Genomic DNA, 26,205 nt, shown 5'->3' with positions numbered 1-26,205 from the left:
ATATTTCTTTTTGAGTTCTTCGATCGCTCCTTCTTTATCACCCATCCCGGTTCACCTCCTTTGGTTTTACTTAGTATAAGGAACTGGTCTTACTTTGTCCAAAGGAATTAGGGGGCCGGAGAGTTATAAGGGCGTGATTAATCTTTGTAAGCTTTTGTCACCGGTGAATTAATCATTATACACCCGCCATTAATCTTCAGAAAGGTTATCTCGGGGCCGGGTTCCCGATACTCCACTCGTCCGTTATTTATGAAATAATATAATCATCCGGCCAGAAACCATCGGGACTACTATGCAAAAAGAGGAGAGAACTATGAAAAATGCCATTCGAAAACAGCTTTTTGAAAGTGTAGATACCAACTATCAAAAATTTGCGGCTTCACTGATACCAAATGTCGATAACGTGCTGGGTGTAAGGCTGCCGGAACTTCGAAAAATCGCCAAAGAAACAGCCAAAAAGGACTGGCGCACATATCTTGAAGAAAACGAAGATGAATACTTTGAAGAAACGATGCTTCAGGGCATGATTATTGGATACGCAGACGCCGAAGTGGAAGACAAGCTGTATTACGTTGCAGCTTTCGTTCCCAAAATTAATAACTGGTCCGTATGTGACAGCTTCTGCTCCAGCCTTAAATTCACCAAGAATAATAAAGAGCGCGTCTGGAAGTTTATTCAGCCGTATTTAGTTTCTGAAAGAGAATATGAGGTGCGTTTCGGCGTTGTTATGCTTTTGAATTTTTACGTGGAGGAGAATTATTTAGATAGTGTCTTAAATCACCTGGACCAGATAAACCATGAAGGGTTTTATGCAAAAATGGCCGTGGCCTGGGCGGTATCGATTTGTTACATCAAATTTCCGGACAGCACCGGGGAATTTTTGAAAAACAATACGTTGGATGATTTTACGCACAATAAATCTTTGCAGAAAATTACAGAATCCACGCGTGTCAGTAAGGAAACGAAAATGTCTATCCGGAAAATGAAACGGCGCTGAAAAAGAGGTTATCGTTCAATTCATGAAAATCTCTTCAGAGAATACGTATAGGTAAAATCAGGCGAAAAACGCAGGCGGGGCATTTGGAGCTCCGTCTGCGTTTTTAGCATTAAAAATTAATAGCAAAATAAAAAAAGCTCAAGAAGCTTATCCGTACCTAATCATATAACACATATCTTAAAATATACCAAAATCGAATATTATGACGGTTTTTCCTTTCGTGGCGGGGTTTTAAGAGTGTTTAAGAAGCCTGGTGATCAAAAATTAATTATAAAAAATTAAGGTGCCGAATGCAGGGCCCTGGTTTATCCATACTATAGTAGCGTGCGAGCCGGAGACTGCAGGGAAACCATTATTTACTTATGTTCTGCTCACCCATTAACACGAAAAATAAAATATACCAAAATCGAATATTTAGTCAACTTTTCCTATTATGACAGTGTTTTAAGAGTGCTCAACGAAGTTTAAGGCCAAAACATTTAAAAATTAAACGGTAAATCTACTGCCATGCAAGTTTCCTGATTTAAGAAATGAAGGTAAGAGCGGGCAGATAGTTCATTAACATAAAAATAAAAATATACCAAAATCGAATATTATACCGATTTTTACTGGTGTGACGGTATTTAAAGGGGATTTAAGGAAAATCATAGCTAAAAAAATTTATAAATAAATTTAAACAGTAATTATAGGACGCTCGAAAGTCCACAGATCCAGAGAAGAAATGGAGACTGGGAAGCATTATTTGTCCGCAAAATTTCACCTCTATATAACACAATAAAAGAAATATACCAAAATCGAATATTAAGTCGGTTTTTCCTGTCATAGCGGGCATTTAAGGTGTTTAGAGAACTTCATAACCGAAAAAAATATTTTCAAAAGAAATTTAAATCAGGGATGTGGCTTCCTTAAGATTCTTGCTGAAAATACAGATACTGTGAGAGTGGGCACTTATATTTTCGCCTTTTAACACAATAAATAAAATATACCAAAATCGAATATTATACCGATTTTCCTTGATGTGAAGGTATTTAAAGAGTGTGCAGGGGGATTCGATCTGTAAATTTTATAAAGAAATTTAATTAATAATTAAGGGACTCTCGAAAGTCCATAGTTTAAGACTGGAAATGGAGACCGGGTGGCTGTGAAATTTTTATCTTCATAACACAAAATAATAAATATACCAAAATCGAATATAAAGTCTATTTTTCCTGTCATGACAGTGTTTTAAAGTGATTAGAGAAATTTGAGGCTAAAAATATTTAAAAATAAACGTAGGATCTACTGCCCTGTAAGCCTCTTTATATCAGAAGTGGAGGCGAGAGCTGGTGCAGAGAATTCATTAACATAAATATAGAAATATACCAAAATCGAATATTATATCAATTTTCCCTGGTGTAACAGCGTTTTAAAGTGTTAGTGGAGATTGACGAAATAAAAAATTAATCATAGGGCACTCGGGGGTCTGTAGTTAAAGAAAAATGTTAGGGTGGGAAATCTCAGTTATTCGAAAAAAGACTAAATATTATAACATAAAATTATAAATATACCAAAATCGAATATTACGCCGATTTTCCCCTCTGTGGCGGGCATTCAAGGTGTTTAGGGGAACTTCATAACCGAAAAATTTTTAAAAATAAATATAATTGAAGGATGTGTCTCCTTGAAAATATGGCAGCGGCAGCTTGGGTGATTATCTATTCGTCATTTAACATAAAACGTTAAATATACCAAAATCGAATATTTTGTGGATTTTTCCTTTCGTGGCGGGGTTTCAGGTTGTTCAGGGGATTTGTTGTTCAAAAAAAATTTATGAAAAATTTGAACGGCAAACGTGCTGTTCCCGGAATGTCCATGATGTAGAAATTCTACTGTCCGTTTTTTGGACATATCTCCTCCTTAAGCTAAGAAATAAAAGCTGGTTTTCTTTATCTATAAAAAAGTTTTTCCTTTTCACTACTCTGTCCGCAGTAAATGTGGGAATGATCATCTTTCCTTTTAAAAAACTGGTACGGAAATTGCATTATTTATTAGTGGGAACAGTGAAATATTTAATAGGAGGGGAAAAAAATGAATATTAATGATTCCATTGCGGTAGTAACAGGCGGTGCTTCCGGACTCGGTGAGGCCGTAGTGAGAAATATTATCGGAAATCGTGGCAGAGCGGCAATTTTGGATTTAAATACCGAAAAAGGAGAAAACTTAGCAGAGGAGTTAGGCGAAAACGTTATTTTTATTGAAACGGATGTGACAGATGAAGATAGTGTTCAGCAAGCTTTGACACAAACGATAGACAAGTTTGGATCCATTAACACAGTAGTAAACTGTGCGGGACTCGGCGTGGCGAAAAAAGTGTACGGCAGGAAGGGAGTGCACGATCTGCAGTCATTTACTAAAGTAATCCAGGTGAACTTAATAGGAACTTTTAATGTAATAAGGCTGGCAGCGGAACATATGGCAAATAATAAGTTACTTGAAAAGGGGAAAGAAGGAGTAATTATTAATACGGCATCTGTGGCCGCTTTTGAAGGTCAGATCGGACAGGCTGCCTACAGCGCTTCCAAAGGTGGAATCGTCGGCTTAACATTACCAACAGCCCGTGAACTCGCTGTCCACGGAATAAGAGTAATGGCGATTGCCCCTGGAATATTTAATACGCCGATGTTTTCCTCCCTTCCTGAAGAAGCAAAAGATGCTTTAGGAGCGATGACGCCATACCCTTCCCGCCTTGGCGAACCAGCTGAGTACGCTAAGTTAGCCCAGTCCATCATCGAAAATTCCATGCTGAATGGAGAAGTAATCCGGCTTGACGGAGCGATCAGAATGCAGCCAAAATAATAATTTGATTAAAAACAGAGAGATCAATAAGTCTCTCTGTTTTTTTATTATAGTAATCGGATTCATCATAGTTTTTAATAGGAAGGCTATTTTAAAGTTTCTGGTGGAAGTAAGTGTTTCTGTACCTCTTTCTTTCTTCGACTGCCGCAGAAAAACGGCAGGTCTTAAGCAGAGTTTTTCCTGTTCTCATCAACATCGATTTAACAGAAAAAATGAACAAGTGTTATTAATTTTTCTGTATCTCATAAAGATATTAATAATTGATCGCAGTGAAGAATGGCGACTCCCGGAGGATGAAGCGCAGTCTGAGGATCCACTTTTGCGAAAGAATTTTTTCGCGAAAGTTAGCTGAAGACAAGCCCTCGGGAAAGCGTCCATTGGAAACGGAGATCTCTTCACCCACTCGTGTCGTGCATTTCCAGATGTACAAAGAATTCTCCCTGTAAATAATAATTTAATTCTTACCGGAAAAGCTGCAGAAACATTCTAATGAAAGCGATTTCTTTGTTATAATATGGTAGGAGAGAAGTTGCAAAGGAGGGTGGTAATGTGGCTGACCTGAAAGAAATAATGACACCCGTTCATCGTACAATAAATAAAACGGCTTCCTTGAATGAAGCGGTGGAAATAATGAATGAAACAAAGTGGAATATCATTCCTGTGACGGACTCTGATGGGAAGCTTGAAGGGGTTTTTACAAAAAGCAGACTGTTTCAAATGGTACTGGAGGAGAAAGCACTTACTGAACCCATTGGAGCGTACATAAAAAAAGATACAGTTACTATTTCCCATACTGCTTCCTATGAGTATCTGAAAGAAATAGTGGAAAAAAGCGAGGTAGGGACAGGAATTGTAGTAGACAGCGACGAGCGTGTGATCGGCCTGCTGAGAAAAACGGATATGGTAAAAGCACTGCTCCGCTCTTCCAACATGCTGAAAGAGCAGCTGGAAACGATTTTAGAAAGCTCACAGCTTGGCGTAGTAATGACTGACGGAGAAAAGAGAATCATTTATGTGAATGATAAATTTTCCTCTATGAGTAAACAAACGAAAGAAGATCTGGCCGGTCAGTCTTTTCCTGTTCTTTTCCCAAAGGTAAATACAAACATTGAAAATTCAAGTTATGTACCGAAAGTGTCTGTAGGAGAAGACCAGACAATGCTCCGGCTGTCCAGATATAAAACAGTAACCGGGTCAAAAGGGATGATCGCGCTGTTTCAGACTACGACGGAAGTAGAGCAGATGGCGGAAGAACTGCAGACAGTGAAAAATTTAAAACAGACGCTGGATACGGCTATTGATTCGGCTTATGACGGCATGCTGATGATTAACACTAAAAACAAAGTGACGATGGCCAGTCCGCCGCTTTTGGATTTATTTAATTTAAACCGGGAGCAGCTGCTCCACAAATCTATCAATAAAGTACTGCCACAGTTAAATTTAGGTACGGTTTTTAAATCAGGAGAAGCCGAGCTGAGTGATTTCATGGAGATAAACGGGATTAAGTATATCATTAATAAGATCCCAATTAAGCAGGACGGAGAGATAATAGGCGTCTTAGGTAAAGTGATGTTCCGGCAGTTAAACGAAGTGAGTGCATTACTGAAGAAAATAGAAAAGGTCGAAAATAAGGCAGCCTATTATCAAAAACAATTACAGCAGTCAGAGACGTCCCGTTTTACGTGGGATCAAATTATCAGCAATGATCCATATGTAGAAAAATTGAAAAAAAGTGCAGATAAAGCAGCGAAAGGACGATCCACTGTTTTAATACGCGGTGAAAGCGGCACGGGAAAAGAGCTGTTTGCCCACGCCATTCACAGCAGCAGTGTACGGAGGGACGGGAAATTTGTCATCGTCAACTGTGCAGCGATACCGGAACACCTCCTTGAGTCAGAGTTTTTTGGATATGAGGACGGAGCATTTACAGGTGCCAGGCAGAAAGGGAAAATCGGAAAATTCGACCTGGCGGATGGGGGCACACTTTTTCTGGATGAAATCGGTGACATGTCCTATGGGCTGCAGTCGAAATTACTGCGGGTGCTGCAGGAGCGTGAATTTTACCGTGTAGGTGGAACGGAGCGGGTGCATGTAGACGTACGGATTATTGCTGCTACAAACCGGCCGCTCGAAGAAATGGTGGAAACGGGCGAATTTCGTGAAGACTTATACTACAGATTAAACGTTATTTCTCTGCAGATCCCTCCTCTGCGGGAACGTAAGAACGATATTCTTTTATTAACAGAAGTATTAATGGAAAGTTTAAACCGCATGCTTGGCTCCAGTATTACCGGAATAGAGGAAGAAGCGCAGCATGTACTGATCAATTATGACTGGCCGGGAAATGTAAGGGAGTTAAGAAACGTGTTGGAACGGGCGATGACGTTTGCGGAAAACGGCAAAATACAGGTGGAAGATATCACGGAATACATCGTTGATAAAGTAAAGCAGGCAGGTAATGGGGATCCATCCATCAAGATGGCAGCATCGGCTGAACGTACTGCGGTTGAAAAAGCAATTTTTGCAGCGGACGGAAATAAAACAAAAGCAGCCCGTCTGTTAGGTATCAGCCGTTCAGGTTTATACGAAAAACTAAAAAAATACCAATTGCAGTAAAGTGTCCATATTATGGACGCTTTTTTTCTTTGTTGTTTTATTTTACTGCAGTATAAAACAGGGAGCAGCAAATTATTAATGGCGGGAGTCTCGGATGATTTGAGTGAAATTCCCGTTAACAAAGCGGAGTCAGCCGGCTGAGTGTCCGTGAGAAAACGGGAGGATTATCATTTCAAATTATTGGCATAGTACTTGCATAATAAATAATATGTATCCGCTTACATTTGAACTCTTTCGTAAAAATATTGATAACAATGACAAACTGAAAGGAGGCAGACGATTGGACATTGGCTCCTACTTATCAGTAAACGCCCGTAACTTTGGTGAAAGACCTGCTCTCAGCTGTGAAGGAAGAGACTACAGCTATTTTCAGTTTAACGAGGAGGTGAATAAATTAGCCCATGGACTGCTTCATCATACAAATATTAATAAGGGTGAAAAAGCCGCCTTACTCATGAAAAACTCGGATTACTTTGTCTTTGCCTATTTCGCACTGGCTAAACTGGGAGCGGTCATCGTACCGGTGAATTTCAGGCTGACAAAAGACGAAGTGCAGTATATTTTTCAGCAGTCTGAAACCGCTGTCGTTATCGGCGATGAAGCATTCGGTGAATTGATTGAGGAAGCATCCAAAAATACAACGATCCGCTCGATCATTACGACAGGAAAACCGAAAGTCCCGACTCATCTCTCCTACAGTTACGTTTTATCGAAGAAAAAAGAAAATCCGGAATTGGAAGTTGCTGAAACGGATGACCTGGAAATTTTGTATACGTCCGGCACAACCGGGAAACCGAAAGGAGCATTGTTTGATCACCGCCGCATATTTAATGTCGGTTTAACGATGATAACAGGGATGGAGATTAATCAGCATGACAGGTTTCTGCATATTGCACCGCTTTTTCATTCGGTTCAGCTGAATCTGTTCCTCGTATCAGGGGTAATTTTAGGGGCCTATCATGTTATTCACCGGGACTTTGATCCAATTAAAACACTGGAAGCGATTGAGGAGCATAAAATCACTCATTTCTTTGGCGTTCCGGCGATGTATAATTTTCTGCTGCAGGTTCCGAATGCACAACATTACGATTTGTCGTCGATCAAGCGCTGCGGCTATGGAGCGGCTCCCATGGCCCCGGAAATCATCAGCCGGAGTATGAAGCTGTTTCAAACAGACCGATTCTTTAACTTATGCGGCTTAACCGAAGCGGGCCCGGGAGGCATACTTCTCGATCCTGAAGGACACAAAAAGCACCTCGGCAAGGGTGGGAAGCCTTTTTTTATGACGGAAGCACGGGTCGTTGATGACACGGGGGAGGACGTGAAACCCGGGTCAGTCGGTGAATTTATTCTCCGCGGGGAAACGATTATGAAAGAGTACTACCGGAAACCGGAAGAAACGAAAAAAGCATTGAGAAATGGATGGCTTCATACAGGGGACCTGGCTGTTAAGGATGACGAAGGATTTATCACGTTAGTCGACCGGAAAAAGGATATGATCATTTCCGGTGGGGAAAATGTATATTCTATCGAAGTGGAAAACGTCCTGTACGAGCATCCTTATGTAATCGACGCAGCCACGATCGGCCTCCCCGATGAAGTGTGGGGGGAAGCAGTGACGGCTGTTGTTGTCCCGAAAGAAGGAGCCGTTATTGACGCACAGGAGCTTAAGCAGTTCTGCAGAAAGAAACTCGCGGGATATAAAGTGCCACGGGAAATTATTATTGAACAGCAGCTCCCGAGAAACGCTTCAGGGAAAATTTTAAAATACCAGCTGCGGACGAAGTTTCAGAAAGCAGAAGCTGAATAATAGTCAGCTGTTTTGGAAAAAGCGGAGCGTGCTTTTTAAGTAAGAGAGCAATTCGTTTATTAAGCTGAAACTCTTTTATTGTAATGGGTGCCTTGAAAAAAATGAACGTCTGCTTTCGTTACCATGGAGAGGCTTTCCAAGCGGTCCGGCATCAGCTAATTCCATTCTCCTCTAGTCGAATGGAATGGATCTTCGGCTCGGCCTTGCTCGCTCTGGAGTCCCTCCATGTTCACTATAGCTTATTATGAAAAAAGACTGCTCATAATCACGCTTCGTTCTATCTGTTTGGATAGGAGAAAACCTTACTGGAGAAGGACCTTATTATTTGTCCAGGTGCAGTGATTGTACATGAGTGTTTCTGTCAAAGCTCCGGGTTCGCCTGCGGCTGTCCTCCGTTTGGGAGTATCTGTGGGCTTCCACAAGCGTCTCTGCCCGGGCATCGGTTTTAAGGAAGAAAGAACAGCGTTCATGAAAAGTAGAACTTTTCTTTTACTGTGAAAAAACGAAGCGGAAACCGGCGGACGCCTGTGGAAGAAGGAGATTGGAAGATCCCGCAGGGCGCAGCCTATCCGAAAATCTCCTCCATAGCAGGCCTGCCGGTTGATAGGGAAGTTTCCTTCAGTAATAACCAGTAAACTTTAACCTATATACATTGAACTTAATATGTATATAGACAGTATGTTTGACCTTGAAAGTAGTCTTCCTTATTAAAGTGCTATCCTTTTGAACGTCAGAGAGTTCCTGCCGGAAGAAACAGATAAGGAGCACAGGCCGCTGGAGAGCTATGGGGCGACTCCGGGGCGAATGAGGTCGAGTCGAAGATCCATCCCGCCCGACCTTAGGGAGGAAGGGATTAGCTGAGGCCGGCCCGCCCGGAAAGCTTCCCCATAGAAACGAAAGCGAGTCGTTACAGAAGCGATACCTGATTATTAAGTTCAACATATTTAGCTGCTATTTGAATCGAAATCGAATGAAATATTGTCGCACTATGTTGTTTAACTTTACTAACTTATTAAAAGACAGATTGGAGATAGGAAAATGGAGCATGCTTATTTAACGGAAGACCACGATATTTTCCGGAAAGGACTGCGTAAGTTTTTAGAACAGGAGGCATATCCTTACTATGAGAAATGGGAAGAGCAGCGTATGATTCCTCGTTCTTTCTGGGAGAAGATGGGGGAGCAGGGGTTTCTTTGTCCCGATATAGACGAAAAATATGGCGGTTCAGGTGTGGACTGGGGCTTTTCAGTAGTTATTAATGAAGAACTGGAGAGGGTCGGAACGAGCATGATCGGCCTCAGCCTTCATAACGACATTGTCATTCCCTACATCACGAGTTACGGGACAGAAGAACAGAAACAGCGCTGGCTGCCGAAAAGTGCTTCCGGCGAAGCAATCACTGCCCTTGCCATGACCGAGCCTGGTACAGGTTCTGACGTGGCTAATATAAAAACGACAGCTATTCTGGAAGGAGATCATTACCGATTAAACGGCCAGAAAACTTTTATAACGAATGGTATTCATTCCGATTTAGTTCTTGTTGCCTGTAAAACAGATCCGCAGGCGGAACCAAAGCATAAAGGGGTGAGCCTGCTTATCGTGGCACGTGACACTCCGGGCTTTTCCAGAGGCAGAAAATTAAATAAAGTCGGCTGCCACAGCCAGGATACAGCAGAGCTGATTTTTGAAGACTGCCTTGTGCCGAAAGAAAATTTGATAGGGGAAGAAGGAAAGGGCTTTAAATACTTAATGGAAAAACTTCAGCAGGAACGGCTTCTCGTTGCGATTTCAGCGCAGGTTTCTGCCGAAAAGATGCTTGAAATGACAAAGGAATACGTGAAATCGAGAAAAGCATTCGGACAGCCGGTAAGTAAATTTCAAAACACCCAGTTCAAGCTGGTGGAGCTGGCTACAGATATTGACATGGGAAGAGTATACCTGGACCAGCTTATCGCCAAACATATGGCAGGGGAAGATATTGTTACACAGGTGTCGATGGCCAAGTGGAAATCCACGGAAGTACTTAACGAAACGGCCGCACAGTGCATGAAGTTACACGGGGGCTACGGTTATATGGAAGAATACGAAATTGCAAGGCGCTTCAAAGACGCCCCGGTCGCAGCAATATACGCCGGAACAAATGAAATTATGAAAACAATCATCGCAAAAAATATGGGGTTATAAAAAACAAAGTAAAAGGAGATTTTTATGATGAGAGAAGCTGTCATTGTGGAAGCAGTCCGGACACCGGTAGGAAAAAGAAAAGGAACACTGCAGCATATCCGTCCGGATGAATTAGCAGCCATTGTGCTGAAAGAAGTAGTGCAGCGCGCGGGCATCTCCGCTGAGCAGGTGGAAGATGTCATTATGGGATGTGTCACGCAGTCCGGCGAACAGGCCGGGGACATAGGAAGAGTCGCAGCGCTTATAGCCGGCTTTCCAAATAAAGTGCCGGGAACAACGATCGACCGGCAGTGCGGCTCCAGCCAGCAGGCTGTTCATTTTGCTTCCCAGGCTATTTTGAGCGGCGACATGGATATCGTGATTGCGGCCGGTGTGGAAAATATGTCCCGAGTACCTATGGGATCCAATTACCAGGAAGCCCCGTTAAGTGAAGAATTAAAAAAACGTCATGAAATCATTCACCAGGGTCTGTCGGCTGAACGAATAGCCGAAAAGTGGAGCTTCACCCGTGATCAATTGGATCAATTCTCATTGGAAAGTCATGAAAAAGCTGTTCAGGCGCAGCAGGAAGGACGGTTTAAAAAAGAAATCGTACCCGTAGAAGTGACTCTTCCCGACGGCTCCACCGTGACGCTTCGTGAAGATGAAGGGACGAGAAAAGATACGTCGAGGGAAAAATTAAGCAGCCTGCAGCCCTCGTTTGATAAAGACGGCGTGATTCACCCGGGAAACTCCAGCCAGATCAGTGATGGAGCCGGGGCCGTCCTGATTATGTCACGGGAGAAAGCCGAAGAACTCGGATTAAAGCCCCGCGCTAAAATCAGTACGAGAGTCGTCGTCGGTTCAGATCCTACGCTGATGCTGACAGGGCCTATTCCGGCAACGGACCTCGCGCTGAAAAAAGCAGGGCTGGCGATCAATGACATTGACGTATTTGAAGTAAATGAGGCCTTTTCTTCGGTGCCGCTTGCATGGCTTGAAGAAACAGAAGCAGATCCGCAGAAACTGAATCCTAATGGAGGAGCGATTGCTTTGGGACATCCTCTTGGGGCAAGCGGTGTCCGGTTAATGATTTCCATGCTTCATGAGCTTGAAAGAACTGGAGGACGTACCGGTCTGCAGACGATGTGTGAAGGGCATGGGATGGCTAACGCCACTATTATTGAAAGGATCGATTAATGCTCGACTGGACAAGCTGCAATTGAATTCGTCGGAAAATTCAGTACTTATAAAAGAGGTGGGAATAAATGACATACGAAGATTTTTCAGAAGGACAGCTGTTCCAGACACCCGCGGTCTTTATGACAAAAGAAGAAATTATGACATTTGCCGACCAGTACGATCCTCAATACTTTCATGTTGATGAAAAGCGCGCAGACAAAAGTCATTTTAACGACATTATTGCTTCCGGCTTTCATACGATAGGGAAAGTCTGGGCCGAGTTTATTAAATTGGATGTGCTTGGAGAAGACTGCATCGGCGGTTTAGGAGCGGATGAGATCCGGTGGAAGAGACCCGTGTATCCGAAAGATTATTTGAAGGCGGACATTCAGGTGACCAAAATAGCAGCTGATGATCAAAAAAACAGAGGCGTTGTCACCTTATATTTTGATGTGAAAAACCAGAAGGAGAAAACAGTTTTGACATTTTTTACGGATGTCGTAGTGGCAGGTTCCCGTGAGCAGTCAAATTAAAAAGTGGAGGGGAAAATTATGTCTACAACAATTGGTACATTATTTGAGCAGACGGTCCAGAAGTACCCTGATAAGGAAGCCCTGTATTATGTTCAGAAAAATATCCGGTACAGCTACAAAGAATGGGACCGGCAGATTAACAAATCAGCCAATGCTCTAATAAAGGCCGGAGTTAATAAGGGAGACCGTGTATCGACATTTTTATTCAATACCGAGGAGCTCGCAACTGTTTACTTTGCCTGTGCAAAAATCGGGGCGGTGTTTAATCCGGTTAACTTCCGTCTGTCCGCTGAGGAACTGAAGTTTATTTTAGAAGACGCGGAGCCGAAGGTCGTTCTATTTGAAAAAGCACTGTTAAAACAAGTGGAAGCGATTCACGCGGAACTCCCGGAAACTTCCTTCTGGTTTGTAGATCAGGAAGTGCCGGATTTCGCAGCAGATTATCATAACGAAGTTGAAAGTGCCCGTGACACCCGCCCGGATATGGAGGTGAATGAAGATGACCTCTACGCCATTATGTACACGAGCGGTACGACAGGCCGTCCGAAAGGGGTGATGCACCGCCATAGGGAGATGGTGGAGCAGAGTCTAATTTTAATATCCGGTACGAAACTTACAGCGAATGACAGGGGACTCGTTACCGCGCCGATGTTTCACTGCGCAGAACTTCATTGTGCTTTCCTTCCGAGAGTCCATATCGGGGCGTCGAATGTTATCACCCATCACTTTGAGCCAAAACAGACACTGCAGCTGATAGAAGAGGAGAAAATTTCTATCTTTTTCTCTGCGCCCACCATGTGGAATATGATGCTTCAGGAAGATCTGTCCAACTATAATCTGAAGTCTTTACGTTTAGGTTTGTACGGAGCAGCGCCGATGGCACCGGCGCTCGTCCACAAAATTCATGAAAAGTTTCAAACGAGCTTGATTCAGGCTTACGGTATGACGGAAATGGGGCCTGCAGTCACTTTTTTAACGGAAGATGAACAGATAACAAAAGCCGGGGCAGCCGGGAAAGCTATTTTAAATCATGAAATCCGTGTTGTACGGCCAAGAGAAGGAGGAAGGTCTGAACCGGATGATACCGTTGAGCCGGGGGAAAACGGAGAAATCATTGTCCGGGGACCGTGCGTTATGCCGGGGTATTTTAATCGGGAAGATGCCACGAAAAACGCTCTTTACGAAGGATGGTATTATTCCGGAGACATTGGAAACTTTGATGAAGACGGGTATTTGTGGATTGCTGACAGAGTGGATGACATGATAATCAGCGGCGGTGAAAACATTTATCCCCGGGAAGTCGAGGATGTTCTCTATACGCATCCTGGGATCCTTGATGCGGCGGTGATAGGGGAGCCTGATGAAACGTGGGGGGAAAAGGTAACAGCAATCATCGTGAAAAAGGATCCGGATCTCACCGAGGAAAAGTTGGACGAATACTGCAGGGACAGTGCAGCTTTAGCCGGGTATAAAAGACCGCGGCGCTATATTTTTATGGAGGAGCTTCCGAGGAATGCGAGCGGGAAAATGCAGAAATTTCTGTTGAGAAAAAAACTGGAGGAAGCAGCATCAAGAGGATAAATGATTGAAGGGACTGCTGAGCTGCATCTTTAAAAGAGAAAGGAGCATGTACATGCTTGATGGTTTACGAGTCATTGATTTCTCCTTCTATCTGCCGGGGCCGTATGCAACGCTTCGTTTAGCAGATCTTGGTGCAGAAATTATCAAAGTAGAGCCGCCAGCTGGAGACCCGGCCCGGAGCATGGGGGGTAAAAAAGATGGTACGGGTCTTGTTTTTCTCGCAAATAACCGCAGTAAAAAAAGCATTACCTTAAATTTAAAAGACACGGACGATCAGGAAACAGCGAGAAGTTTAATTAAAAGTGCCGATGTGGTTATTGAAAGCTTCCGGCCGGGAATTTCCAAAAAACTCGGCATTGATTACCGGCGTGTCAAACAAGAGAACCCCTCCCTGATTTACTGTTCTATTTCCGGATACGGACAGTCCGGGGAAATGAGTTCTCTCGGCAGTCACGACTTAAATTATATGGCTTTAAGCGGAGCTCTGGCCCAGTTAAAATCAAAAAGCGGGGAACCAGTTGATCCTACGAATACATTTGCTGATCTGATCGGCGGCATTGCAGCGAATGAAGCCATTTTAAGTGCTCTGCTGAAAAAAGAACGTACAGGAGAAGGGAGTTATATCGACCTCGCTATTACCGATGTGATGGCTTCCTTTATGACCAATCATCTCCTGTATGATCAGGAAAAGGGGAAGCAGGACGGGATTTCCCTTCTTGGAGGGGAAGTTGTTTCTTATAAAATTTATCAAACGAAAGATGAACGTTTCGTCAGTCTCGCCGCGCTGGAAAAGAAATTCTGGATTAACTTTTGTGAAGGTGTCGGAAGAAAGGATCTGATCGGGAAACATTTAGCTTCTGCAGAAGAAAAGAACGCTGCTTTCCAGGAAATGAAAGAATTATTTGCAGGGAGAAGTTTAAAAGAGTGGACAGAATTCGGCCTGGCAACAGACTGCTGCTTAACACCGGTATTGGAAACAAAGGAGCTGGCTGATTCTGTTTACTTTAGAGGAAGAGGAAGATTCACGGATACAGAGTGGGGTCTCAAGCAGGTACTGACACAGCCCGAACCTTCCTTGAAACAGGCCTCACCTCCGCCCGAATTAGGAGAGCATTCAAAAGAAATAAATGATCTGCTGAATAAAACGGTCGTACCGTGTAAAAAATAGGGGATAGCTTTAAGAGAGCAGTTGAAAGTTTACCCAATTCAATAAAAAACACTGAGGGACAGGGTTATTCCTGCCCCTCACTTCTTTAGTGTAATTGGAAAGCATCTTACCGCCTTTTCACATTATAAATGTTCTGCTAATGTAAATAATGAGGTGATCAAATGCTCGGTATGCCAAAAGGAGAAATCCTTCTCGTTCCATGGTCAAAAGAGTGGGAGAGGGAGTTTTTACAGGAAAAAGAGAAAATCGAAAAGAAGCTTGGTGAACGTATAACCGTAGTTCATCATATTGGCAGTACTGCAGTAGAAAAGTTAAATGCGAAACCGATTATTGATATTGCTGTTGAAGTGGAAGAATTTAAGGACGGGGAAAATTGTATCAGGCCATTAGAAGAGCTCGGCTATACTTATAAAGGAACAGATATTGTGCCGGACAGATATTATTTCAGTAAAGGCGAACCGAGAACGGACCAGATCCATCTGCATGAAAGCGGAAACCCCTACTTGCAGGAGCAGCTCCAGTTCAGAGATCACCTGCGGACAAATGAGCAGGCAAGAATTGACTACGAAGAACTGAAGAAACATCTCGCTTCTGAAGCAGGAGGGGATAAGTATCAGTATAACGAAGGTGAAGACGGCGTTTATTTATAAGATTCTAAATTCAACTCATAATATATAAACTATTTCTGATTCTAATTTGAACAAATAATTACACAAGTCAGTTTTTATAAATAATAACATGCAATAAACTGATGAAAATTTGCAAGTACAGATTTTGTTAAAGAAAAGCCCCTGAAATAACCAAACACTAGTATTTGGTATTATATTTCGTTTAAATTTTATTCTGTGAACAAAATGAACAAAATGCAACTTATGTAAAATAACTGTATATTCTGTTTTTTTGTTTGTTATAATATTCTTTATATTCATATTATAAAGATAATAAATAAAGGAGGTTTTTTTATGAACCAAAAATGTAAGCGCTTTACTAAAGCGGTAGGCATTTCTGTACTTACACTTTCCATTCTCTCAGCATGTGGAGATCCACCAGAGGAACCAAATGATAATGATGGTATGGAAACTAACGAAAATACTGGTGATGCAGAAAATAACACCGTCTCAGAGAACAACGATAATAATGAAGCAGAAGTAAGCGGTGACTGGGAACCTGAAAATGATGTAGAGTACATTGCTCCGGCAGATGCCGGCGGAGGATGGGATACTCTGATAAGGACCACAGCCCAGGTAATTGATCAGGAAGATTTGGCCCCTGTTAATTTCGCTCCGCAGAACATACCAGGAAGCGGGGGGGCTGTTGGTTGGGCGGAAGTAGCTAATTACGATGGAGAACCACAGCCATTGTTCGCTGCAAGTCCACCTATTATTCTTGTTCCTTTGACGGAGACGTCAGAATACGATCATACCGACTTTACGCCGGTAGCTAATTTAATTACAGATTACTCCATAGTGCTCGTAGAGCCGGATTCTGAATACGAAACTATTAATGATCTATTCGAGGATATGGAAGAAGACCCTGGCTCTATTTCCATTGGAGGAGGGTCTGCCGCTGGAAGCATGGATCACATCTCTATTGCCGGTGCGGCAGCAGAGTATGGTCTGAACGCAGGGGATGTAAACTATGTGGCGTTTGCTGGTGGTGGAGAAGCCATGACAAACCTTTTAGGCGGACATGTGGATGTAGTAGTGACAGGAGTTGGTGAATCTACAGGACAAGTTGAATCTGGAGAACTTCGACCAATTGCCTACTCTTCAGAGGAGCCTATTGACTCTCTCGAGGAAGCTGGAGCACAAACGTTTATAGATCAGGATATTGACTATACTTTCGATATCTGGAGAGGAATTATGGGTCCTCCTAATATGCCGGAAGAAGCTGTAGCTTATTACGAGGATATGTATGCAGAAATGATGGAAACTGAAACATGGAGAGAGCAGGCGGATGATTTAGGATGGGTCGATAACTATCAGGACAGCGAAGAGTTTGGAGAATTTTTGGACGAACAGTTTGACCTTTTTGAAGATGTGTTGTCAGATGTAGGTTTAGTTGAATAACTAAATTTAAAGATAAAAAGAATCAGTCCATTTCAGGGATGTTTGGAGAATATTTCAAACATCCCTTGTTTACTTAACTTATGCTTGGAGGTGCTTCTGATGAAATTGACTAGAAAATTACGTCCCAATCAAACGATTGCTATTATCCTGTTTTTATTTTCCTGTTTTTATTTGTACGTTGCTTTTCAAATACCTGTCTATGCTCTGCCACGTCCAATAGATTCAGATCTGTTTCCTCAAATTTTGGGAGGATTAATGTTGTTACTTTCTATTGGGCTTTTCTTCGAAAAAGATGCAGAAACTGACGTCGCTGAGCAAGAAAAAACAAAAGAACATGAATCGTTCTGGGCCCGGCCTAACACCCAGATTGTTGTTACAGCACTAGTTATTGGTGCGTACATCCTGTTATTAGAGAGGGCTGGTTTTGTATTGACCACGTTCGTATTTATTTTTGGTATGACCCGCTATTATGGATATAAAAATTATGTTACTAACTTGATCGTAGCTATTGTGGTCAGTGTAGGTTTCTACATTCTACTCACACGGGGACTTGGAGTGTATCTGCCGCCAGGTCTGCTTCCAGCTTAGAAAAGGGGGGAGTCAATTATGAACGCTTGGGAAAATTTAATGTACGGATTTGAAGTAGCCCTGCAGCCGGAAGCTCTGATGTTTGTATTTATCGGTGTGCTGGCAGGAACAGTAATTGGGATGCTACCGGGCCTTGGCCCAATAAGTGCTCTAGCATTAATGATTCCTGTTACATATGGAATGGATCCCGCCATAGGTATTATTTTAATGGCTGGTGTTTATTATGGAGCAATTTTCGGAGGCTCTACTTCTTCTATTCTTTTAAACGCTCCAGGTGTAGCAGGTACGGTAGCTACTTCTTTTGATGGTTATCCTTTATCAAAGCAAGGGAAAGCCGGTAAAGCGCTGGCCATAGCTGCTTACGCGTCGTTCATTGGGGGAACCATCAGTGTAATTGGATTGATGCTGATTGCCCCGCTGCTTGGTCGCGTCGCAGTTACATTTGGACCTGCAGAATATTTTGCACTAATGGTTTTTGGTTTAACTGCTGTGGTAAGTTTGTCTGACAAATCACTTATAAAAGGGCTAATTGCAGCAGTTTTTGGTGTGATGGTTTCATTAGTGGGGATGGATTTGCAGACCGGTACTGCAAGATATACGTTTGGTAGTGTCAATCTTTTGGATGGAATTGATTTCCTCGTAGTAGCTTTAGGAATTTTTGCGTTAGGTGAAGTATTTGTTCTTCTTAAAAAAAGAACTGGTGCATCTGAACAGAATCCTCTTGGTTCTTTAAAGCTTACGCGTAAGGAAATGAGAGATATAGCCCCTCCTATTGGAAGAAGTTCTATTTTAGGTTTTTTTACAGGAGTTCTGCCAGGAGCAGGAGCTACAATTGGCTCATTCCTAGGTTATTCAATGGAAAAAAGGATTGCGAAAGATGGAGATACTTTCGGAAAGGGTAATATAAAAGGGGTAGCAGCACCTGAAGCTGCTAACAATGCTGCCAGCGGTGGTTCTTTCGTGCCTTTGCTTACTCTTGGAGTTCCGGGGTCAGGTACGACGGCTATTCTTCTTGGGGCTCTGCTTGTTATGGGAGTAACACCAGGCCCTTTAATGCTCGAGGACAGGCCGGATGTGTTCTGGGGAGTAGTAGCCAGTATGTACATTGGTAATGTTTTCTTGTTGATGTTAAATTTACCCCTTATTCCGCTCATATCTAAAATCCTTAATACCCCAAGAGCTATGCTACTCTCACTGATAATTATCTTTTGTATGATTGGAGTATACGGCCTAAGTTTTAATCCATTCGATTTAATGCTTGTTCTTATATTTGGTTTGATTGGTTTCGCGATGCGCATGTATGGATTTCCGGCGGCTCCTCTCATCTTGGCTATGATACTTGGAGCTATTATGGAAGAGAATATGAGGCGTTCATTACAGATTTCTCAAGGGGACTGGATGATATTTATTGATAAACCCGTTTCTTTTTCTCTTTTAATATTAGCAGCTGTTTCTTTATTGCTTCCTTTGATATTAAGATTTATCAAATGGGTCAAGAACAGGTAAATTATAATTTAGGTCTTGAATGCTTAAGAAAGGGGGAAATTGATTTTAATTAAGATCGGAGTCGATATTTATGGTCCGGGCTTTAATAGTAGTGAGCTGCGGTCTGGCCACTGGCTTCATTTTCGATTTTCTGAATGTACCAGCAGGGTGGCTGCTAGGGGCTTTACTTTTTGGTGTTTTTTATGGTCTTTCCCGTTCAGATGTGAAATTCGACGGACTGCCTTTTAAGCTGGCTTTAACTTTAGTAGGAGCAAATATCGGTATATTAATGGAGAGAGAGCTCTTCGGCATAATAAGTACTTATTTTATCCCTTTATTCATAAGCCTAATTCTCACATTTACAGGTAGTTTTTTTCTTGGATGGTTACTGTATAAATGGGCACCTATACTGGATAAGCGTACCGCTTTATTCTGTTGTATTCCGGGCGGAGCATCAGAAATAATCAGTATAAGTGGTGATTACGGAGCAGACAACCGAATTGTAGCGGCATTTCATACGGCGAGAATTACTTTTTTTGTGCTGCTGATCCCTTTGGTTGCAGGGATATGGTCACATGCCGATGAATTTTCTCTGCCTGAGGAAAGTTATCTATTCACGTTTGAACATTTCACATTGTTTTCTATTGTTATTGCAGTGGCAACCTTCTTAAATAATAAGTGGAAAATCCCAGCCGGAGCTCTTCTATACGCGATAATTCTTGGTTTTTTACTAGGAGAATTCGTTTTTGATGTTCGGGAAGTACCTGCTTATGTAGGTGGAATTGGTCAAGGATTGATCGGGGTTATGGTAGGAGTACGCTTTGATAGGAAAACTTTTCTGCGATTGAAACAAATTGGTCTTATTAGTGCCCGAATAATAAGCTTATTTTTAATTTTAGGTTTTCTGTTGGCATATATTTTTTATAGCCTTTCAGAAGCTTCTTACGTTATCAGTTTACTTAGCATAGTACCTGCTGGAGCTGCTGAAATGTCCGCTACTGCTTTTGCACTTGGTTTAGCGCCAACCCTGGTTGCAAGTCTACAGATAGTGAGAGTAATCAGTGTTTTTCTCGCTCTGCCCCTGTTAATAAAGATTATAGAAAGAAGTGATAAGTAACAAAATTCCTTAAAGGTGTATATAAAAGCACCCCGCCTCTTAATAAGGAGGAGATAAATATAATGAAGAAAAGACTGCGTTTGGTAAGGGAGTATTAAGCGGAACCTATAAGAAGCGGTTGGGTAAATTGAAAGCTGAGACTTAAACTGACAGGAGAAGACCTCAGTACAGCGGCTCTAATGTTCTTGCAGATTTGTACTTATCACAGGCGCACAAATACCGCTCCTTCAATTAACAAAAAGAAAGTAATTCAATCGGTAAACTCCTTTATTAATAAAACTGTGATACAATGGAGAAAGTGGATAAATAAGTAAGCGGCCTCAGACCCTGCAGTTTAGTTTTTTGTTTCGATCGAAACATCTTAACTAAGCTGTGGGGTTTTTTCGTGAGTTCATATGGAAAAATATATATTTAATGTAATTAATTTGAAGTAGTGGAATAGATGTTAAAGAAAACAGCTTTAATATACTGCGAGGATAATTTTGGGACGATGGACGGAAAGACGGCGAACGGGCTGATCAGAAGTGCCGGCAACTATACAATTACAGGTGTTATAGACAGTACGAAAACCGGTCAGGATACGGGAGAATACCTGGAAAAGAAAGTGAATTTTATTCCTTTCTTTCAGAATCTGCAGGAAGCAGTCGCCCATCTGGATGCCGTGCCGGATCAATTTATTATCGGGATGGCACCATCTGCCGGACTGTTGAAAGCTGAGGAAAGAAAAGTCGTTATGGAAGCGATGGAGCTCGGGATGAATATCGTCAACCCGCTTCACGAGTTCTTCACGGAAGATGAAGTGTTCATGAATCAGGCCCGAAAGTCCGGAGTGGAAATACAGGATATCCGGAAGCCGCCGGCGAAAAAGGATATGCATTTATTTTCCGGACGCAGTCTGGATATCGAGACGCCGATTGTAGCTGTCCTAGGTACTGATGGTGCGGTAGGAAAGCGGACGACTTCTGTCCTTTTAGAAGAAGCGCTGGAAAAAGAAGGATTGAAAGTCGCGTTCATCGCGACAGGCCAGACTGGGCTCATTCAAGGAAAAAAATACGGTGTAGCGATCGACGCGATTCCTTCCCAGTTTATGACGGGAGAAATTGAACATCAGGTCTTAAGAGCGTACGATGAAATGCAGCCGGATATTATGATCGTAGAAGGACAGGGTGCACTCAGCCACCCGGCGTACATCAGCTCATGTGCGATTATCCGCGGTTCCCGGCCGGGCTCGGTCATTATGCAGCACCCGCCGAAAAGAGAGAATCTCGGAGATTTCAGCTATATACCTATGCCGACGCTGGAAAGTGAAATTGCCTTGATAGAAAGCTTCTCTACTGCAAAAGTAACGGCTGTTTCGATTAATCATGAAAACATGACAGATCAGGAAGTACTTCAAACCATTTCCGATTATGAAGCAAAATACGCGCTGCCAACAACAGACGTACTTCAATTCAGCTGTGATAAGCTAGTCGAAACAATTTTTAAAACATATCCCGAGCTGGAAAAAAAGCGGTCCGCCGTTTACAGTAATTGATCCATCTGTCAGCTCCGAGAGTAGAAGTGGACCTTTCTAAAGTTGCCTATAATGCGGAGCGTGTCGTGCAGCTTTATCATTCAAAAGGCATCCAGATTATGGGGGTCACTAAAGGTGCGGGTGGTTCTCCAGAGGTGGCCGGAGTTTTCTTGAATGCCGGAATAAAAATGCTCGCTGATACTAAGGTGAAAAATTTAGCGGATATGCAGAAAGCAGGTATTAAAGCAGAGTTCGTCCTCTTAAGAACCCCGGGACTGAGCGAAGTGGAGGCGGTGGTAAAGACCGCTGATATTAGTATGAATACAGAGCTCAGCGTATTGAAAGCTCTCTCGAAGGTTTCTTTAAAGCAGGGGAAAATACACCGTGTCGTTCTGATGGTGGAAATGGGGGATCTTCGCGAAGGGATCATGCCGGAGGATCTGGAAGATTTTATCCGGGAGACTCTGGCGTTCAAAGGAATTCAAATCATCGGAATAGGCGCTAACTTTGCCTGTTTCGGCGGTATACGCCCTACGGGTGAAAAAATGATGGAGCTTTCCCGTCTGGCCGACAGGATGGAAGCATTGTTTTCGCTTCATTTCACCTGTATTACCGGCGGAAATTCCGGCAGCTATCAATGGTTTATGGAAACCAGGGATACCGGGAGAATAAATAATTTACGAATCGGCGAATCCATTTTACTCGGATGCGAAACGCTCGACAGGAATGAAATCCCCGGTCTTTATAATGACGCTTTTATATTGATCGCAGAAGTAATCGAAGTAAAGACGAAACCGTCACGTCCTTACGGTGAAGCCGGACAGAACGTGGACGGGGAGTATACCGATTTTAAGGATCAGGGGCTGATGCAGCGGGCCATTCTTGCCGTCGGATCACAGGATGTTCTCGCCGGAGGGCTGAGACCGGTCATCGACATCGATATTCTCGGTTCCAGCGGTGATCATTTAATTGTTAATGCAAAAGAGGAGCCGCTTCAAGTAGGTGATGAAGTCACCTTCCGCCTCAACTACAGCGCGCTGCTTTCCTTAATGACTTCTTCCTACATTTTCAAAAACTATATTATCAGCAAAAAATCTCATTTAAAAATACTTCCTTCTGGATAGGGCTTCCTGATCCAGAAGGATTTTTATGTGGAAAGATTCCAGCATGCGAATACCAAAGAAAAGAACAAGGGTCAGTTATATTTTGGTACTATATTGATAAACAACTAAAAGAGAACGGATGTGAAAAATATGTTCAGCAGTGACGAAAGAGACGCTTTGTATAAAGTTATCTACAACAGGCGGGATATCCGCACCTTTCTGCCTGATCCTGTGCCTGAAAATAAAATCAATAGAATACTCGAGGCCGCTCACCATGCACCGTCTGTAGGTTTTATGCAGCCGTGGAATTTTATTTTGATTTCTTCCGGGGAAATAAAAGAAAAACTCGCCTGGGCAGCTGATAAAGAAAGGCGTGCGCTGGCTATTCATTATGAAGAGGAAAAAGCATCAAAATTTCTCGGTTTAAAAGTGGAGGGGCTAAAAGAAGCGCCTTTGACGATATGCGTCACGTGTGACCCGACGAGGGGAGGTTCCCACGTATTAGGGAGAAACTCCATCCCGGAAACAGATATGATGTCCACAGCCTGCGCGATCCAGAATATGTGGCTCGCAGCCTGTTCGGAAGGACTCGCCATGGGGTGGGTCAGCTTCTATAAGAAAAATGATATCCGGGACATTTTAAACATTCCGCCCCACATCGACCCTCTGGCTCTTATATCGATAGGGTACACCGACAACTATCCGGAAAAACCGATACTGGAAACCGCAGACTGGGAAAAAAGGCGTTCCCTCGACCATCTTATTTTTGAAGATAAGTGGGACCAGCGCTGAAGTTTGCTTTTCACTTTAGTTTCTCCTGGCGCATTGTTTTTTTAGTGGAGAGTGGATATCGATCATTGGAACAGCTTCACCGGTCTGGAAATTTCTCATACAATGTAAAGATATTGACAAAATTCTAAATTTTCTATATATTTAACAGCTGAGTTAATAGTTGGCGTGGAAAATTTAAGAGGCTCATTGAATTACTGCTGACATTCTGGCAGTGAATTAGTGAGCTTTTTTCATGCAGACTGTAAATTTTATTATATTGGAGGGATTTTATAATGATTAAATATGTCGGACCATTCTTTTTAGTAATCATTTTCTTCATTGCATTTCCCGGTCATCTGCAGGCGGAAGTTTCAACAGAAGAGTTTTTACTTGAGCAGGGAGCACCGCCTCCGGGAGCCAATCTTGCAAACTGTGAACCGGATTCAGACAAGCTTAACCCGGTAGTTCTTGTTCCAGGGACGTTTGAAAGAAGTTCGCAGAATTGGCTTACTCTTGCACCTGAGCTTGCTAAGAAAGGGTACTGTGTCTATGCGATGAATTACGGATTAACTCATGCGGGACCTTCCACTGGTGATATTGCAGATTCAGCTTACGAGTTAAAAGAATTTGTAGATAACGTTTTACAATTAACTGGTGCAGACAAAGTGGATATTATTGGGCACAGCCAGGGCGGAATGATGCCGAGGCAATACTTAAAATTTTTAGATGGGGAAAATTATGTGGAAAATTTGATTGCTTTGGTTCCTTCCAATCATGGAACGGCAGGTTTTTTTGGCTTAGAACGGCTCAATTCAGGGACTGCTGATGTTACTTCCTGTAAAGCCTGCCAGCAGCAGCTTACTGGATCTGAGTTTCTGGAAAATCTGAATCAAGGGAATGAGACACCAGGAAATGTCTCCTACACAGTCATTTCTACAAAAACAGACCAAGTAGTTATTCCATATACATCTGCGTTCCTCGACGGACCGGATAAACATATATCAAATATTACCATTCAGGACTACTATCCATTAAATCCTGCCGGCCATCAGGAAATTGTTTACGATCGATTATCGTTTGCTTTTGTTTTTGATGCACTGGAACACGAAGGCCCCGCGGATCCTGAGCGGGCAGTGAAATAGTCGAAATAAATATGCTCGCAGAACTGATAAACAGCAAATGAAAAGGGAGTGGAACGTATGACAAATCATAAACCGGACTTACAGCTAGATCATACAGTACACTACGTCAATGACCTTGAACAGCCGAAAGCTCTTTTTCAGAAACATGGCATCACCGTGTTCCACGGCGGATCCCATAAGCTTTGGGGCACGCACAACGCGCTCGCTTATTTCGGGCTCACCTATTTGGAATTTATCAGCGTGGAAAGTCGGGATGTTGCAGAGAATCCGCCGGAGCCGAACCTGATTGCTCAAAGTGCTCTCACGTATCTTCCGGAAAACGAAGCGCTCACCCGGATCGCCATCCGGACAGAGAATCTGGACGCAACAGCCGAATCCCTGAGGGAAAGTGGCCTCGATGTCTCTCCAATAAAAGAGGGAAAGCGCACGGACAGCGAAGGGAAGCTTATTGAATGGCGCATGCTCACCATTGACGGTGGTTTTCAGGGACTGCTTTATCCTTTTTTCATTGAATGGAAAGACGCCGGCCCTGACCGCCTGGCTGCCCTGCAGAAAAAAGGGCTGACGACACATCCAGCCGGAGAAATCGCCCTTCAGAAAGCTGTCTTTGAAGCAGCCAATCCGGAAGAAAGCGTTGATCACTGGCACGACCTGTTTGGAATCGAAAAAATCTCCCCGGTGGAACTGAAGCTCGGCGGCAAAAAGCTGCTTTTTCAAAAAGGCTCAGCCGGAACACTTATAGAACTGCATTTCCATACAGATAATCCCGACCTCGCCGGAACGGTTATCACCCTCGGAAGCGGCCGCTATGTTTTCACAGATGGTTAAACTGTAGATCAACTGCGCCGCAAGGGAAAGACAGTTTTTGAACATTTTAACTTGCAAAAAACCACCGCTGGATAAGGCGGTGGTTTTTTATTTGTTTATGAAGGAAGGATCCACTTTTTTGTTTTCCAGAGCTCACTTACGAGTGCTTCTGATTCACCGGTATTGGCATTAATATAATAAACTTTCTTAGAACGGTCCGCGTAGACATTTACCTTCCAGAGCGGAAGATAAACGAGTTCGATACTTTCTATTTCATGCCTCGGTTTTTTAAGAATATAGCTTCGGTTAATCTGTTTCTGCTGAATATCAGGTACGTATTTATCGAGCGCCTCCTGCCTGGATATAGTCGGCTCTTGAAGCTGGCGGGAATAAACGTCTGTATGGTTTAATTCCGGAACTTTGGAAAACAGGCCGCGGTACCCCGAGACACTGTCTATAAACAGCATATTCGGCATCACTTTTGAAGGGAAAGGTTTGCGATCGGCGATCACAAGCAGTTTTACGGTCCACATCGGATGAAAAATCAGTTCCGGATCTTTCATTTGTTTTTCGATGGAAGCAGGAGACACTTCCCGCTTCCACTTGTCTGACAGTTTGAGGCTTTTGTAAATATAAGAAGCGAGTTTTTCTTCCTGTATTAAATTCCCGTTTCCTATAAGCTTTACTTTTTCCGGCAGTTCTTCACTTGCCTCCATCAATACACC

General features: G+C 42.9%; 20 protein-coding genes and 1 pseudogene. 20 read left to right on the top strand and 1 reads right to left on the bottom strand.

The genetic code is table 11. The features are described 5' to 3' along the window. Nucleotides 1-313: 313 nt before the first annotated feature. The 20 genes and pseudogenes from C6Y45_RS13760 (at nt 314) to C6Y45_RS13660 (ending at nt 25,501) form a co-directional block, all read left to right on the top strand. On the top strand, nt 314-997 hold the full coding sequence (locus C6Y45_RS13760; protein ID WP_107585809.1) for a DNA alkylation repair protein: 684 nt from the start codon (nt 314-316) through the stop codon (nt 995-997). Nucleotides 998-3,064: 2,067 nt separating this feature from the next. Then, the gene (locus C6Y45_RS13750) at nt 3,065-3,832 is read left to right on the top strand and encodes a 3-hydroxyacyl-CoA dehydrogenase (protein ID WP_107585807.1); all 768 of its coding nucleotides are present in this window, start codon (nt 3,065-3,067) and stop codon (nt 3,830-3,832) included. Nucleotides 3,833-4,381: 549 nt separating this feature from the next. Then, nucleotides 4,382-6,448 (top strand): sigma-54-dependent Fis family transcriptional regulator, encoded by a 2,067-nt coding sequence (locus C6Y45_RS13740; RefSeq protein WP_170098745.1) that lies wholly within the window; start codon nt 4,382-4,384, stop codon nt 6,446-6,448. A gap of 280 nt (nt 6,449-6,728) precedes the next feature. After that, a complete protein-coding gene (locus C6Y45_RS13735; protein WP_107585805.1) occupies nt 6,729-8,258 on the top strand; it encodes a class I adenylate-forming enzyme family protein in 1,530 nt (509 codons plus the stop codon). Between the two features lie 494 nt (nt 8,259-8,752). Then, a complete protein-coding gene (locus tag C6Y45_RS17645; protein WP_160058394.1) occupies nt 8,753-8,893 on the top strand; it encodes a hypothetical protein in 141 nt (46 codons plus the stop codon). Nucleotides 8,894-9,296: 403 nt separating this feature from the next. Beyond that, the gene (locus C6Y45_RS13730; RefSeq protein WP_107585804.1) at nt 9,297-10,442 is read left to right on the top strand and encodes an acyl-CoA dehydrogenase family protein; all 1,146 of its coding nucleotides are present in this window, start codon (nt 9,297-9,299) and stop codon (nt 10,440-10,442) included. 27 nt (nt 10,443-10,469) lie between these two features. Then, a complete protein-coding gene (locus C6Y45_RS13725) occupies nt 10,470-11,621 on the top strand; it encodes a thiolase family protein (protein ID WP_107585803.1) in 1,152 nt (383 codons plus the stop codon). A 68-nt stretch (nt 11,622-11,689) separates the two neighbouring features. Beyond that, nucleotides 11,690-12,136, top strand: a complete 447-nt coding sequence (locus tag C6Y45_RS13720) for a MaoC/PaaZ C-terminal domain-containing protein (RefSeq protein WP_107585802.1) — start codon at nt 11,690-11,692, stop codon at nt 12,134-12,136. Between the two features lie 18 nt (nt 12,137-12,154). After that, nucleotides 12,155-13,717 (top strand): fatty acid--CoA ligase, encoded by a 1,563-nt coding sequence (locus C6Y45_RS13715; RefSeq protein ID WP_107585801.1) that lies wholly within the window; start codon nt 12,155-12,157, stop codon nt 13,715-13,717. A 52-nt stretch (nt 13,718-13,769) separates the two neighbouring features. Next, entirely contained in the window at nt 13,770-14,885 is a 1,116-nt protein-coding gene (locus tag C6Y45_RS13710) for a CaiB/BaiF CoA transferase family protein (protein ID WP_107585812.1), read from the top strand. A gap of 161 nt (nt 14,886-15,046) precedes the next feature. Next, a pseudogene (locus C6Y45_RS13705) lies at nt 15,047-15,563 on the top strand (GrpB family protein). Between the two features lie 284 nt (nt 15,564-15,847). Next, nucleotides 15,848-16,954 (top strand): tripartite tricarboxylate transporter substrate binding protein, encoded by a 1,107-nt coding sequence (locus C6Y45_RS13700; protein ID WP_107585799.1) that lies wholly within the window; start codon nt 15,848-15,850, stop codon nt 16,952-16,954. Nucleotides 16,955-17,053: 99 nt separating this feature from the next. Beyond that, the gene (locus C6Y45_RS13695; RefSeq protein WP_107585798.1) at nt 17,054-17,542 is read left to right on the top strand and encodes a tripartite tricarboxylate transporter TctB family protein; all 489 of its coding nucleotides are present in this window, start codon (nt 17,054-17,056) and stop codon (nt 17,540-17,542) included. Nucleotides 17,543-17,560: 18 nt separating this feature from the next. Further along, entirely contained in the window at nt 17,561-19,048 is a 1,488-nt protein-coding gene (locus C6Y45_RS13690) for a tripartite tricarboxylate transporter permease (RefSeq protein WP_107585797.1), read from the top strand. A 70-nt stretch (nt 19,049-19,118) separates the two neighbouring features. After that, nucleotides 19,119-20,144: an AbrB family transcriptional regulator gene (locus C6Y45_RS13685; RefSeq protein ID WP_107585796.1), complete on the top strand. Its 1,026-nt coding sequence runs from the start codon at nt 19,119-19,121 to the stop codon at nt 20,142-20,144. 442 nt (nt 20,145-20,586) lie between these two features. Beyond that, complete coding sequence (locus tag C6Y45_RS13680) at nt 20,587-21,678, top strand: N-acetyltransferase DgcN family protein (RefSeq protein ID WP_107585795.1); 1,092 nt, start codon at nt 20,587-20,589, stop codon at nt 21,676-21,678. Then, nucleotides 21,675-22,781, top strand: a complete 1,107-nt coding sequence (locus C6Y45_RS13675) for an alanine/ornithine racemase family PLP-dependent enzyme (RefSeq protein ID WP_107585794.1) — start codon at nt 21,675-21,677, stop codon at nt 22,779-22,781. Before C6Y45_RS13680 ends, C6Y45_RS13675 begins: the two co-directional genes overlap by 4 nt. A gap of 129 nt (nt 22,782-22,910) precedes the next feature. After that, the gene (gene bluB / locus C6Y45_RS13670; protein WP_107585811.1) at nt 22,911-23,552 is read left to right on the top strand and encodes a 5,6-dimethylbenzimidazole synthase; all 642 of its coding nucleotides are present in this window, start codon (nt 22,911-22,913) and stop codon (nt 23,550-23,552) included. Nucleotides 23,553-23,824: 272 nt separating this feature from the next. Next, a complete protein-coding gene (locus C6Y45_RS13665; RefSeq protein WP_107585793.1) occupies nt 23,825-24,673 on the top strand; it encodes an esterase/lipase family protein in 849 nt (282 codons plus the stop codon). 57 nt (nt 24,674-24,730) lie between these two features. Continuing rightward, a complete protein-coding gene (locus tag C6Y45_RS13660) occupies nt 24,731-25,501 on the top strand; it encodes a VOC family protein (protein WP_107585792.1) in 771 nt (256 codons plus the stop codon). A gap of 95 nt (nt 25,502-25,596) precedes the next feature. Here C6Y45_RS13660 and C6Y45_RS13655 read toward each other — a convergent pair whose 3' ends face one another. Continuing rightward, on the bottom strand, nt 25,597-26,196 hold the full coding sequence (locus tag C6Y45_RS13655) for a hypothetical protein (RefSeq protein ID WP_107585791.1): 600 nt from the start codon (nt 26,194-26,196) through the stop codon (nt 25,597-25,599). Nucleotides 26,197-26,205 lie beyond the last annotated feature (9 nt).

The organism is Alkalicoccus saliphilus (genome assembly GCF_003044065.1).
Classification (GTDB): Bacteria; Bacillota; Bacilli; order Bacillales; family Salisediminibacteriaceae; genus Alkalicoccus; species Alkalicoccus saliphilus.
Note: the sequence above shows the minus strand (reverse complement) of the source record. Positions and strands in the feature narration are given on the sequence as shown.

Bases quoted from the DNA above. Each gene is read 5' to 3' on its own strand.
- C6Y45_RS13725 (WP_107585803.1), top strand. From the start codon at position 10,470: ATGAGAGAAGCTGTCATTGTGGAAGCAGTCCGGACACCGGTAGGAAAA.
- C6Y45_RS13715 (WP_107585801.1), top strand. From the start codon at position 12,155: ATGTCTACAACAATTGGTACATTATTTGAGCAGACGGTCCAGAAGTAC.
- C6Y45_RS13760 (WP_107585809.1), top strand. From the start codon at position 314: ATGAAAAATGCCATTCGAAAACAGCTTTTTGAAAGTGTAGATACCAAC.
- C6Y45_RS13750 (WP_107585807.1), top strand. From the start codon at position 3,065: ATGAATATTAATGATTCCATTGCGGTAGTAACAGGCGGTGCTTCCGGA.
- C6Y45_RS13730 (WP_107585804.1), top strand. From the start codon at position 9,297: ATGGAGCATGCTTATTTAACGGAAGACCACGATATTTTCCGGAAAGGA.
- C6Y45_RS13710 (WP_107585812.1), top strand. From the start codon at position 13,770: ATGCTTGATGGTTTACGAGTCATTGATTTCTCCTTCTATCTGCCGGGG.
- C6Y45_RS13720 (WP_107585802.1), top strand. From the start codon at position 11,690: ATGACATACGAAGATTTTTCAGAAGGACAGCTGTTCCAGACACCCGCG.
- C6Y45_RS13700 (WP_107585799.1), top strand. From the start codon at position 15,848: ATGAACCAAAAATGTAAGCGCTTTACTAAAGCGGTAGGCATTTCTGTA.
- C6Y45_RS13660 (WP_107585792.1), top strand. From the start codon at position 24,731: ATGACAAATCATAAACCGGACTTACAGCTAGATCATACAGTACACTAC.
- C6Y45_RS13690 (WP_107585797.1), top strand. From the start codon at position 17,561: ATGAACGCTTGGGAAAATTTAATGTACGGATTTGAAGTAGCCCTGCAG.
- C6Y45_RS13680 (WP_107585795.1), top strand. From the start codon at position 20,587: ATGTTAAAGAAAACAGCTTTAATATACTGCGAGGATAATTTTGGGACG.
- C6Y45_RS13695 (WP_107585798.1), top strand. From the start codon at position 17,054: ATGAAATTGACTAGAAAATTACGTCCCAATCAAACGATTGCTATTATC.
- C6Y45_RS13685 (WP_107585796.1), top strand. From the start codon at position 19,119: ATGGTCCGGGCTTTAATAGTAGTGAGCTGCGGTCTGGCCACTGGCTTC.
- bluB (WP_107585811.1), top strand. From the start codon at position 22,911: ATGTTCAGCAGTGACGAAAGAGACGCTTTGTATAAAGTTATCTACAAC.
- C6Y45_RS13665 (WP_107585793.1), top strand. From the start codon at position 23,825: ATGATTAAATATGTCGGACCATTCTTTTTAGTAATCATTTTCTTCATT.
- C6Y45_RS13655 (WP_107585791.1), bottom strand. From the start codon at position 26,196: ATGGAGGCAAGTGAAGAACTGCCGGAAAAAGTAAAGCTTATAGGAAAC.